This is a genomic window from uncultured Tepidimonas sp. (assembly GCF_938045175.1).
In the GTDB taxonomy this organism is placed as follows: Bacteria; Pseudomonadota; Gammaproteobacteria; order Burkholderiales; family Burkholderiaceae_C; genus Tepidimonas.
Genome location: NZ_CALIND010000177.1, coordinates 1 through 11,576, shown reverse-complemented (window position 1 = coordinate 11,576; position 11,576 = coordinate 1). Strand labels below are relative to the sequence as shown.

Annotated in this window: 11 protein-coding genes and 1 other RNA gene; 9 read left to right on the top strand and 3 right to left on the bottom strand. The window is 70.3% G+C overall.

Annotation, left to right across the window (positions count from 1 at the left end; all coding sequences use genetic code 11):
* On the bottom strand, nucleotides 1-429 hold a 429-nt coding region (locus tag Q0716_RS09415; RefSeq protein WP_299022513.1), incomplete at its 3' end, for a YeeE/YedE thiosulfate transporter family protein.
* 86 nt (nucleotides 430-515) lie between these two features.
* On the opposite strand from Q0716_RS09415, the gene pyrC reads away from it, so the two are divergent.
* The 3 genes from pyrC to htpX all read left to right on the top strand — a co-directional run bounded on the left by pyrC (nucleotide 516) and on the right by htpX (nucleotide 3,431).
* Nucleotides 516-1,562 carry a dihydroorotase gene (pyrC, locus tag Q0716_RS09410; protein ID WP_299022512.1) on the top strand — a complete coding sequence of 349 codons (1,047 nt, stop codon included), beginning with the start codon at nucleotides 516-518 and terminating at the stop codon, nucleotides 1,560-1,562.
* Nucleotides 1,563-1,600: 38 nt separating this feature from the next.
* On the top strand, nucleotides 1,601-2,491 hold the full coding sequence (locus Q0716_RS09405) for an endonuclease/exonuclease/phosphatase family protein (RefSeq protein ID WP_299022509.1): 891 nt from the start codon (nucleotides 1,601-1,603) through the stop codon (nucleotides 2,489-2,491).
* A gap of 70 nt (nucleotides 2,492-2,561) precedes the next feature.
* Nucleotides 2,562-3,431 (top strand): protease HtpX, encoded by an 870-nt coding sequence (htpX, locus tag Q0716_RS09400; RefSeq protein WP_299022506.1) that lies wholly within the window; start codon nucleotides 2,562-2,564, stop codon nucleotides 3,429-3,431.
* A 63-nt stretch (nucleotides 3,432-3,494) separates the two neighbouring features.
* Here the strand turns inward: htpX and Q0716_RS09395 are convergent, their stop codons facing one another.
* Nucleotides 3,495-5,357 carry an FAD-dependent protein gene (locus Q0716_RS09395; protein WP_299022498.1) on the bottom strand — a complete coding sequence of 621 codons (1,863 nt, stop codon included), beginning with the start codon at nucleotides 5,355-5,357 and terminating at the stop codon, nucleotides 3,495-3,497.
* A gap of 87 nt (nucleotides 5,358-5,444) precedes the next feature.
* On the opposite strand from Q0716_RS09395, the gene rnpB reads away from it, so the two are divergent.
* Nucleotides 5,445-5,782: RNase P RNA component class A (rnpB, locus tag Q0716_RS09390), an RNA gene on the top strand.
* Here rnpB and Q0716_RS09385 read toward each other — a convergent pair.
* Entirely contained in the window at nucleotides 5,777-7,456 is a 1,680-nt protein-coding gene (locus Q0716_RS09385; protein ID WP_299022459.1) for an MBL fold metallo-hydrolase, read from the bottom strand. The genes rnpB and Q0716_RS09385 overlap by 6 nt on opposite strands.
* A gap of 139 nt (nucleotides 7,457-7,595) precedes the next feature.
* Here Q0716_RS09385 and Q0716_RS09380 point away from each other — a divergent pair, with 139 nt between their 5' ends.
* From Q0716_RS09380 to Q0716_RS09360, 5 genes are all read left to right on the top strand, one after another.
* On the top strand, nucleotides 7,596-8,246 hold the full coding sequence (locus Q0716_RS09380; RefSeq protein ID WP_299022515.1) for an OmpA family protein: 651 nt from the start codon (nucleotides 7,596-7,598) through the stop codon (nucleotides 8,244-8,246).
* Nucleotides 8,246-9,124, top strand: a complete 879-nt coding sequence (gene dapF, locus Q0716_RS09375; protein WP_299022457.1) for a diaminopimelate epimerase — start codon at nucleotides 8,246-8,248, stop codon at nucleotides 9,122-9,124. Before Q0716_RS09380 ends, dapF begins: the two co-directional genes overlap by 1 nt.
* 53 nt (nucleotides 9,125-9,177) lie before the next feature.
* Complete coding sequence (locus Q0716_RS09370; RefSeq protein WP_299022455.1) at nucleotides 9,178-9,891, top strand: DUF484 family protein; 714 nt, start codon at nucleotides 9,178-9,180, stop codon at nucleotides 9,889-9,891.
* Nucleotides 9,875-10,900: a tyrosine recombinase XerC gene (locus Q0716_RS09365; RefSeq protein ID WP_299022453.1), complete on the top strand. Its 1,026-nt coding sequence runs from the start codon at nucleotides 9,875-9,877 to the stop codon at nucleotides 10,898-10,900. The genes Q0716_RS09370 and Q0716_RS09365 overlap by 17 nt, the downstream gene beginning before the upstream one ends.
* Before the next feature lie 73 nt (nucleotides 10,901-10,973).
* Nucleotides 10,974-11,402, top strand: a complete 429-nt coding sequence (locus Q0716_RS09360; RefSeq protein WP_299022451.1) for a DsrE family protein — start codon at nucleotides 10,974-10,976, stop codon at nucleotides 11,400-11,402.
* Nucleotides 11,403-11,576 lie beyond the last annotated feature (174 nt).

Genomic DNA, 11,576 nt, shown 5'->3' with positions numbered 1-11,576 from the left:
GGCGGCGCCCGACAGGCCCAGGCCGCTGGTGCAGCCCGCTGCCACGCGCGCCCCGAAACCGGCCAACAGCCCCCCGATGAGCGCGGTCGCCACCCGCTTGCCGGTGCCGACGCGCTGGGCGCCGTCGAATTGCACGCGCAGCCGCCCGGCCATGAAGGCCCCGAGCAGCGCCCCGGCGAACACCCCCAGCACCTGCCAGGTGATCCAGCCGTCGAGGATGTCGGGGCGCGCCATGGCGCCCAGGTAGGGGTTGGCCTGTATGGCCTCGGGCGCGACCTGCAGGCCCAGCCAGGCGCTCAGCCGGGTGGTAAAGCCGGTGGCGCCCAGTCCGTGCCCGGTGAGGATGAACGTGGCCAGCAACGTGATGCCGAGCGCCACGCCGGCCAGCCACGGATTCCAAAAAGGTTTGGGAGAGGTGGTGGTCTGCATCGTCTGTTTCCGGATATGAACAATACCGGGTTGAGTATAGGGGCGGGTTTGGGGAAAGACAAGGGGCGGTGCGACAATACCCTTCCATGACGACCCGCGACTCTCTGACCCTCACCCGACCCGACGACTGGCATGTGCACCTGCGTGACGGTGCGGCGCTGGCCACGACCGTGCCGCACACGGCCGCGCAGTTCGGGCGTGCCATCGTCATGCCCAACCTCAAGCCGCCGGTGACCACGGCGGCGCAGGCGCGGGCGTATCGCGAGCGCATCCTCGCCGCCGTGCCACCAGGGGTGTCGTTCGAGCCGCTCATGACGCTGTACCTGACCGACCATCTGCCGCCGGACGAGATCGCGCGCGCGCGCGAAGCCGGCGTGGTGGCCTGCAAGCTGTACCCGGCTGGCGCCACCACCCACAGTGACGCGGGCGTGACGGACATCCGCAAGACCTACCGCACGCTGGAGGCGATGCAGCGCGAGGGGCTGCTGCTGCTCATCCACGGCGAGGTCACGGATGGCGAGATCGACATCTTCGACCGCGAGGCGGTGTTCATCGAGCGTGTGCTCGAGCCGTTGCGACGCGATTTTCCAGGCCTCAAGATCGTGCTGGAGCACATCACGACGCGCGAGGCGGCGCAGTATGTGGCCGACGGCGGGCCGAATCTGGCCGCCACGATCACCGCGCATCACCTGCTCTACAACCGCAACGCCTTGTTCACGGGGGGCATTCGGCCCCACTATTACTGTTTGCCCGTGCTCAAGCGCGAGATACACCGCCAGGCGCTGGTGGCGGCGGCCACCAGTGGCTCGCCGCGCTTCTTTCTGGGCACCGACAGCGCCCCGCACGCGGCGCACCTGAAGGAGCACGCGGTGGGTTGCGCGGGCTGCTACACCGCGCCCGCCGCCCTGGAGCTGTATGCGCAGGCGTTCGAGGCCGCGGGGGCCTTGGATAAGCTGGAGGGTTTTGCGAGCTGGTACGGGCCGGATTTCTACGGCCTGCCGCGCAACCGCGGCACGGTTACGCTGCGGCGCGAGCCGTGGGCCGTGCCGCAGGGCTACCCGTTCGGGGACGCCGTGGTCAAGCCCCTGCGCGCGGGCGAGACGCTCGCTTGGCGCGTCGTGCCCGCGGCCTGAGCGGGGGCTGCCCGCGCCACGGGCACAAGGAGGCGCCGATGCGACTGTTGAGCTGGAACGTGCAGTGGTTTTGCGGCATGGATGGCCGCGTGGACGTGGCCCGCGTGCTCGCGCACGTGCTGGCGTGGGGGCAGCAGCCCGATGTGATCGCCCTGCAGGAGGTGGCGCAGGGATACCCGGGTCTGGCGGGCCACGACGGCGCCGACCAGGTGGCGCAGGTGCGCGCGGCGCTGCCGGGGTATGAGGTGTTTTACGCCCCGGCGCTGGACGAGTGGCGCCCCGGGTTGGCGCAGCGGCAGCGCTTTGGCAACCTGATCGCCACCCGCCTGCCCGTTTGGCGCGTGCAGCATGTGGCGCTGCCGTACCCGGCCGACCCGAGCGTGCCCTCGATGCCGCGCGTACTGGCGGCGCTGACGGTGCAAGCCCCCTGGGGGCCGCTGCGTGTGGGCAGCACCCACCTGGCGTATTACAGCCTGCGTCAGCGCACGGCGCAGGCGCGCGCCCTGCTGGCCTGGCAGCAGGAGGCCGCCGAGCTGGCGGCCCATCCCCCCATCCTGGGCGAGGAGCGCGCGGATACCCCTTTCCAGACGCGCCCGCACGCGGCGGATGCGGTGCTGATGGGCGACTTCAACGCGGCCCCGGACGATCCGGCGTATGGCGTGCTGACGGGCGCTGTCAGTCCCGTTGGCCAGCCCCTGTGGTGGGACGCCTGGCGGCTGTGTCGGCCTGAGACCGCGCAGCCGCCCACTTTTCGCGTGCACGAGGATGGTGTCCATCCGGTGACGTGCGACTACGCGTTCGTCAGCGCCGGCCTGCGCGCGCGCGTCATGCGCGTGCAGATCGATTCTGCTACCCTGTGGTCAGATCATCAGCCGTTGCTGGTGGAACTTCGGGGCGCCGACGGAATCGCAGGCCACGCCCACGGTTGAAAACGGGTCGCCGTGGCCCCATCTCGATAGCATCGCAACCACCACCCGTGTTACGCTGACTGGAGATCCCATGAAACGCATTTTGCTGCTGGTTCTGACCAACCTCGCCGTCATGGCGGTGCTGTTGATCACCACCCGCATCCTCGGGGTGGATCGGTTCCTGACCGCCAACGGGCTGGATGTGACGGCGCTGGCCGTCTTCTCGCTGGTGATCGGCTTTGGTGGCGCGTTCATCTCGCTGCTCATCAGCAAGCCCATGGCCAAGTGGAGCACGGGCATGGTCATCATCGACCAGCCGCGCAACGCGGACGAGGCGTGGCTGCTAGCCACCGTGCGCAAACTCGCCGACAAGGCCGGCATCGGCATGCCCGAGGTCGGCATCTATGAGGGTGAGCCCAACGCGTTTGCCACGGGCGCGTTCAAGAACGACGCGCTGGTGGGTGTATCCACCGGGCTGCTGGCCAACATGACGCGCGAGGAAGTGGAAGCGGTGCTGGCGCACGAGGTGGCGCACATTGCCAACGGCGACATGGTGACCATGACGCTGATCCAAGGCGTGATGAACACGTTCGTGGTGTTCTTGAGCCGCGTCATCGGCTACGTGGTCGACAGCTTCTTGCGTCGCGGGGACAGCGAGTCCTCCGGCCCGGGGATCGGCTATCTGGTCACCAGCATCGTGATGGAGGTCGTGCTGGGGTTCCTGGCCGCCATCATCGTGGCGTGGTTCAGCCGCCAGCGTGAATTCCGCGCGGACGCGGGGGCGGCCATGCTGATGGGGCGCAAGCAGCCCATGATCAACGCACTGGCGCGCTTGGGTGGCTTGGAGCCCGGTGCGTTGCCGCAGGGGATGCAGGCACTGGGCATTACCGGCAGCCTCGGCAAGCTGTTCGCCACCCACCCGCCGATCGAGGAGCGCATCGCCGCCCTGCAGGCGTTGTGAGCGGCAGCAGGCCGACCCCACGTTGGGCGCCCAGAGATGGGCGCCCTTTCGTTTGGTGCACCGTCAACCGTAGGCGACGCCGGCGTGGACGGTGCGGTCGGGTGGCGGGGCAGGCACGCCGAGCAAGTCGCAGCCCAGTGCCTCGGCCACGCGGATGCCATCGACCGCGGCCGACAGAATGCCACCGGCGTAGCCGGCGCCTTCGCCTGCGGGGTACAGCCCGCGGGTGTTGAGGCTCTGGTAGTCGGCCCCGCGCGTGATGCGCAGCGGCGACGAGGTGCGCGTCTCGACCCCGGTCAGGACGGCGTCGGGGCGGTCGTAGCCCCGGATCTGGCGGCCAAACGCCGGCAGCGCCTCGCGCATGGCGGCCACCGCGTAGGCGGGCAGTACCGTCGCCAAATCGCCCGGGGTGACGCCGGGCCGGTACGAGGGCAGCACGTCGCCCCAGCCGCTGGAGGGGCGCCCGACCAAAAAGTCGCCGACTTGCTGGCCCGGGGCCCGATAGCCACCCCCGCCCGCATGGTAGGCGGCGCGCTCGAGTTGGCGCTGCAGCACGATGCCCGCCAGCGGATGGGTGACGCCGCGGCTGACGCAGTCCCGGGCTTGCGCGGCGTAGCGATCGCCGCGTTCGGCGCCGAACGCGGCGTGCCAGGCGTCGCGGTCACCCTGCGGGTAGTCGGCGGGCCCGATGCCCACGACCAACCCGGCGTTGGCGTTGCGCTCGGCGCGTGAATATTGGCTCATGCCGTTGGTGACGACGCGTTCGGGCTCGCTGGTGGCGGCCACGACCGTGCCGCCTGGACACATGCAAAAGCTGTAGACCGCGCGGCCGTTGGCGGCGTGGTGCACCAGCTTGTACGCCGCTGCGCCCAGCAGCGGGTGCCCGGCGTGTCGTCCCCAGCGCGCGCGGTCGATGAGGGATTGCGGGTGCTCGATGCGCACCCCGATCGAAAACGGCTTGGCCTCCAGAAAGACGCCGTGCAGGTGCAGCTGCTCGAAGGTGTCGCGCGCGCTGTGGCCCAGCGCCAGCAGCACGCGCTGCGCGGGTAGCGTGATCTCGCTGCCGTGCGCCAGATCGCGCACGCGCAACCCTTGCAGGTGCAGACGGCCATCGCTGTCGCGTTCCACGACGAAGTCCGTCACCTGCTGCTCGAAACACACCTCGCCCCCCAACGCCACGATGCGTGCGCGCAACGCCTCGACCACTTTGACGAGCTTGAAGGTCCCGATGTGGGGATGGGCGTCGTAGAGGATTTCCGGCGGGGCACCGGCGTCGACGAAGGCGCGCATGACACGCCGGCCCAGGTGGCGGGGGTCTTTGATCTGGCTGTAGAGCTTGCCGTCGGAGAACAGTCCCGCACCGCCTTCGCCGAATTGCACGTTCGACGCCGGGTCGAGCACGCCACGCCGCCACAGACCCCAGGTGTCCTGGGTGCGCCGGCGCACTGGGCGGCCACGATCGAGCACGAGCGGGCGCAACCCCATCTCGGCCAGCGTCAGCGCGGCGAAGATCCCGCACGGGCCAAACCCCACCACCACTGGCCGCTCGCCCGCTGACGGTACCCAGTCTGGCGCGGCACGGGCCGGCGGGTGCCACGCCATGTCCGGCGTGGGCTGTACGTGCGGGTGGCGCGCCAGGCGCTGCAGCAGCGTCGCTTCCTGGGCGGGGTCGGCCAGCGCCACGTCGACGATGTAGACCGCGCGCAGGGCGGCGCCGCGTGCGTCGAAGCTGCGCTTGTGCACCTGCAGCGCCGCAATGGCGCCGGGCGCGATGCCCAGCGTCTGCGCCGCCAGCGCGCGCAGGGCATCCAGCGGGTGGGGCGGCGGCGCACGGTCGGCGTCGGTCTCGGCGGGCGCATCGGCGGCCCGGCGCACTTCGACCGGCAGCGCCTCCAGCGGGAGTTTCAGTTCGGCGATACGGATCATGTCGGGTCCTCGGGGCCCGTGGTCATCGGGCAGCGGTGCCGATGATACGCGTGCAGCCAGCCCGGCGTTGCGGGATAATAGCGGTGTGAAGTCTGCCAGACCGTCGCTGGCGCAAGGCCCGCAAGGGTGCGCTGGAGGAACGTCCGGACTGCAAAGGGCAGCGTAGGAGGTAACGCCTCTCCACCGCGAGGTGCGGATCAGAGCCACAGAGACGAGCCGGTTCAGACCGGGGTGAAACGCGGCAATCTCTACGCGCAGCAACACCAAGTAGGCCAGCCTGGGGGCAACCCCTGCCCGTGGCCCGCGGGCCGTGCTGGCGGGTAGGTGGCACCGAGCCGACCGGGTGACCGGCGGCCCAGAGGAATGACGGTCACGCCGGGGGCAACCCCGGCGCACAGAATCCGGCGTATCGGCAGACTTCACCCATTTTCAGGGTTTCCGGGGCGCGCGGCGAGGCCCCGCAGCCGCTGTACGTGCGCCAGCAGCGAGCGCCGGGCCACCGGCCACAGCGACTCGGGCACGTCATCGTAGGCGTACCGCACCCACGTGTCCAGATCCCCGTTGGGGTATTGCGCCAGGACGCGCGCGATCTTGGCCTCGCGTTGCAGGCGGTGGGCGTGCAGCCGCTCGATGGCGCGCGCTGCGTCGCCCAGCACGTACCCGTGGGCGGGCAGAATGTAGCGGATGCGGAAGGTGTCGCAGGCGGCGCGCAGGCGCTGCAGCGACGCCAGGTAGGCATCCATGTTGCCATCGGGTGGGTCGATGACGGTGGTGCTGCCGTTGAGGATGTGGTCGCCGCTGAACAGCAGGCCGTCTTCTTCCAGTACCAGGCACAGGTGATTCGCTGCATGGCCGGGGGTGTGCAGCACGCGCAGGGTGTGTCGGTGGCTGCCATCCGGAGCGTGCAGCACGAGCGTTTCGCCGTCGGCCAGGGCACGTTCGGGCTGGAAACGGCTGTCGGGGCGCGTGGTCGGGGCGCTGGGCAACCCGAGCACCGCTGGCGTAGGCCGGCCAGCGGCGGTGCACAGCGCCTGCAGCGGGTAGGCGCCCGGTGCGTGATCAGGGTGCGAGTGGGTGCAGACGATGGCGCGGATGTCGCCCCCGGCGGCGTCGAACAGGCGTTGCAGGTGGGCCTCATCGTGGGGCCCCGGGTCGATGACGAGGTGGCCGGTCTCGGGCTCGCCGACCAGGTAGCTGTTGGTGCCCGGGCCGGTCATGGTGCCCGGGTTGGGGGCGGTCAGGCGTTGCACGTGCCGCAGCAGGGCGACGGGGGCGTCGTGGCGCCAGTCCAGGTGGTGTTCGAGCTGGCCATCGGGGCAGGTCAGCTCCAGCTCGCCAAACGGGGGTTCGTGTTCCATGAAGCGCGCCTCGCGCCCCTGCCACCAGCCGGCGCGCGGACAACTGACCCACTGCGGGCCGCCGTGCGCCGCGCAAGCCTCGAGCAAGGCGGCGCTGTCGGCGTGCCGCTGCAGGTATTGCAGCGTGCGCACCGTGGGATAGACCAGCGGGAAGTCGCCCGCCGCGTGCCGCTGCAGCGCCGCCTGGGGTGTGATCCAGACGGGCTCGAATTGCTCGTGGTCATCGGCCAGCGGTGTTTGGCCCGGCGGCATGGGGGCGACGAAAAACGGCACGTCGAAGCGAATCGGCAGGTCGCGGTCCGTGATCCAGTGCGCGAGCCACCACAGCTCGTCCAGCGCCAGCGTCAGCCCGCGGTTGTGGCATTGGGGTAGCAGCGGCTGGTGCCGTTGCAGGCGCGCGAGCGTGTCGGGGGATGCCCACCGACCGTGGGCGTCTCGTGCCAGCAAGATGCCCAGTTCCTCGAAGGTCTCGCGCACGGCGGCCAGCAATGCGGGGCGCACGGCCGCCTCCTGGTCGCGCCGCCAGGCCAGGGCGGGGTCGTCGATGGCCGCCCGGTCCGCCTCGTCGATCGCCCCGCCGGGGAAGACGTAGGCCCCTGGCGCGAAGCGGGCGCGCGCCGAGCGCCGGGTCATCAGTATTTCCAGCCCCTGCGGGCCATCGCGCACCAACAGCAAAGTGGAGGCCGGCCGCGGCTCGGCGGGCGGTGCGGGCGGACGCAGGCGCAGATGCGGTCGGACCATGGTGGGTGTCGAGTGTGACCGTTGGTAACAAAGCCGCGGGCAGGGTGGCCTTGCGCGCGAAGCTGGCGCACAATGGTAATGAATCGCGCCTTGGGGCGCGCAAGACAAGGAGACGGTGATGACGATTCGACGGACATTCATGCGCGGATCGATGGCGATGGCCGCGGCCAGTGCCGTGCTGCTGGCGGGCTGTGCCAATATGTCGGAAGAGCAAAAGTCCGGCACCGCTAAGGGCGCGATGATCGGCGCGGCGGCGGGGGCCGTGCTGGGCGCGGTGACCGACGGCAGCAAGGGCGCGGTGCGCGGGGCGGCGATCGGGGCCGGGGCCGGGGCGCTGGGCGGCTACGTCTGGTCCAGCCGCATGGAGCAGCAAAAGCGCGAGATGGAAGCCGCCACCGCGGGCACCGGCGTGGCCGTGACGCAGACGGCGGACAACCGGCTCAAGCTCGAGATCCCGAGCGACATTTCGTTCGACGTCGGCCGTGCTGACATCAAGCCCAACTTCCGCTCCGTGCTCGACACTTTTGCCGAGGGCCTCAAGCGCAACCCGGCGGCGCGCGTGACCATCGTCGGCCACACCGACAGCACGGGCAGCGACGCCATCAACAACCCGCTGTCGATCAATCGCGCGGCAGCCGTGCGCGACTACCTGGTCACGCGCGGGGTGGCGATCCAGCGCATCGCCATCGATGGGCGTGGCTCGCGCGAGCCAGTGGCCAGCAACGACACCGCCGAAGGCCGCGCGCGCAACCGCCGGGTGGAGATCTTCGTCGCGGAGCAGGCGAGTTGATGCGGGTGCCGTTTACCAAGATGCAGGGGGCGGGCAACGATTTCATCGTGCTTGACGAGACGCGCACGCGCTATCCCCTGAATGAAGCGCAGATCCGCTGGCTGGCCGACCGGCATTTCGGGGTCGGTGCCGACCAGATCCTGCGCGTGCGGCCCGCGCCGCACGCGGGCGTGGATTTCGAATACGTGATCCACAACGCCGACGGCGGTGAGGTGGAAAACTGCGGCAACGGCGCGCGCTGCTTTGCGCGCTATGTGCACGATGCCGGGCTGACGCAGGCCCGGTCGGTGCGGGTGCAGACCCGCGCCGGGGTGCTGACGCTGTTGCGTCAAGACGACGGGCGCGTGACAGTGGACATGGGCGCGCCCGTGTTCGAGCCGGCGCGCGTGCCGTTCGACACCGCAGGGCTCGTGCCACGGGCCGAAGGGGACTGGTGCCGCTGGCCGCTGACCCCACCGGACGGCGGCCCCGAGTGTTGGCTGGCCGTGTTGTCGATGGGCAACCCCCATGCCGTGCTGCGTGTCGACGACGTGGACAAGGCCCCGGTGGCGCAGTGGGGGCCGTGGATCGAGTCGCATCCGCGCTTCCCGCGCCGGGTCAACGCGGGTTTCGTGCAGGTGCTCGATCGCGGGCGCGCCCGGCTGCGCGTGTACGAGCGTGGCGCCGGCGAAACGCTGGCCTGCGGCACGGGGGCCTGTGCCGCGGTGGTGGCGGGTATTCGTCTGGGGTGGTTCGACGAGCGCGTGGACGTCGATTTGCCAGGAGGGCGCTTGACCATCGAGTGGCCGGCGCACCAGGGGCTGCACAGCACGGTGCGCATGACCGGTCCGGCCGAGCCGGTATTCAGCGGCGTGGTGGATGTGCCGGATAGCTGCTGATGCGCGACAATCCGCGTCAAGCCGCCTTGGCGCGGCGACCGCAGGAGACGCCCTTGAATCCCACCGCCCCGCTGCAACCGATCACCGAAGACGATATCGTCCAGTTTCTGGTCAACAGCCCCGATTTTTTCGAGCGGCATGCGGATGTGCTGGCCTCGGTGCAGCTGACCAGCCCGCACGCGGGCAGGGCCGTCAGCCTGTTGGAGCGCCAAGTCGAGATCCTGCGTGAGCGGCTGCGGCAGCTCGAGCTGCGCACGGCCGAGATGATCCGCCACGGACAGGACAACACCGCGCTGCTGCAGCGGCTGCACCGTTGGACGTGTGGGTTGCTCGCGGTCGAGGCGCCCGACGCGTTGCCGGCGGCGGTGATCGAGGGCTTGCAGCGCGAGTTCGACGTGCCCATGGTGGCGCTCAAGGTTTGGGGCGTCGATGTGCCGTGGACGAATGCCCCGTTTGCCCAGGGCGTCAGTGACGACGCCCGCGCGTTCGCCTCGTCACTGCCGCAACCCTACTGCGGGGCCAATCCGGGTGTGGAGGCGGTGCAGTGGCTGCCCGATCCGGCGGCGGTGGCCTCGGTGGCGTTGCTGCCGCTGCGCCGCGCGGTACAGCAGCCCGCCTTTGGGCTACTGGTCTTGGGTTCGCCCGATGCACGGCGCTTCCAGGCCAGTGCCGGCACCGACTTTCTGGCGCGCATCGGCGAGCTGGCCGCAGTCGCCCTGGGCCGCCTGTTGCCCCCGGGAGATGGGGCCGATGGATGCAGTCGCTGACGACGCCGCGCGGGTGGCGGCATACCTGACCCATGTGCGGGTCGAAAAACGCTTGGCCGCGCGCACCGTGGCCCTGTACGAACGCCACCTGCAGGACTTGTGCCATCGCGCCCACGCGCAAGGGTTGACGCTGGGCGCCGTGCGCGCCTCGCATGTGCGGCGCTGGGTGGCGCAGCTGCACGCGGCGGGGCGCGCGCCACGCGGCATTGCGCTCGTGCTGTCGAGCTGGCGCGGTTTTTACGACTGGCTCGGCCGGCAGGGAGGCATCGCGCAGCATCCCTTGCAGGGCGTGCGCGCGCCCAAGGCGGCGCGTCCTTTGCCCAAGGCGTTGCCCGTGGAGGCGGCCCTGCAACTGGTGCAGGGCGCGCCGCCGCCCGCGCCCACCGCGTCGCCGCAGGCGCAGGCCGAGGCGCAGCGCGACCACGCCATGGTCGAACTGCTGTACGGCTGCGGCCTGCGCATCGGCGAGCTGCTCGGGCTCGATCTGCAGCCCGGGCGCGACGGTGGCGGCTGGATCGACCTGGCCGCGGGCGAGGTGCATGTCGTGGGCAAAGGCGGCAAGCGGCGCAGCGTGCCGATGGGCCCACCGGCCGTTGCGGCGTTGACGGCGTGGCTGCGGGTGCGCCCGACGTGGGTGCGTGGCACCGACCCTGGGGCGGTCTTTCTGGGCGCGCGTGGCGAGCGCTTGACGCCGCAAGTGGCGCGCCGCCGTTTGGCGGCTTGGAGTGCCCAGACGGGCGTGGGTGTGCACGTGCACCCGCACGTGTTGCGCCATAGCTTTGCCAGCCACGTGCTGCAGTCCAGCGGCGACCTGCGCGGGGTACAGGAGCTGCTCGGGCACGCCAGCATCGCCAGCACGCAGGTCTACACCCGGCTGGACTTCCAGCACCTGAGCCGCATCTACGAAGCGGCGCATCCGCGCGCGCGCCGAACGGCGCCGGCCCCCACCGAGCGGGGATGCGCCGAAACCCCTGCCAGGGGTGATGGTTCGGGAAACCCCGGGGTGTAGCCGGTTGGTATTTTGCGCCACAATCGTCGCGCTGGCTGGGGGTGCCCCCAGTCGATCGTTGGAGGCATAGATCATGACGTGGTTGTGGCGTTGGTTGACCGTATTCGTCGTTTCGCTGACCCTGGCGTCAGCCGCCCGCGCGGCCGAGCCGATCAAGGTCGTGTACCACCTGAGCGAAGGCATCCCGCAAGCTTCGCGGGCGATTGGCAATATCCGCAACCACCTCGCGGCCGATCCCTCGGCCAAGATCGTCGTCGTCACGCACGGCTTGGGGATCGACTTTCTGCTCGAGGGGGCAACCAACCAGCAAGACCAGCCGTTTGCCGGTGCGGTGGCGGACTTGGCCAACAAGGGGGTCGAGTTCCGCGTCTGCAACAACACGCTGGTGGCGCGCAAGATCGACGCGGCCAAGCTGCTGCCGGAGGCGAAGATCGTGCCCTCAGGCGTGGCCGAGGTGGCGAAGTTACAGGCACGCGAGGGCTTCGTGTATCTGCGTCCCTGAGCGGGGGCGGTGGGCGGGGCGAACAGCTTAGATGAGGGTGTCAGGATTTTTGTGTGAGGGGCCTACCATGACGACTTCCAGGAGCCCCCATGCCACGCAAGAAGACCACCCCCGCCGCGAAGCCGGACGCCATTCTTCCCGACGAGCTGCTTGAGAAGCTGATCCCCGGACCGA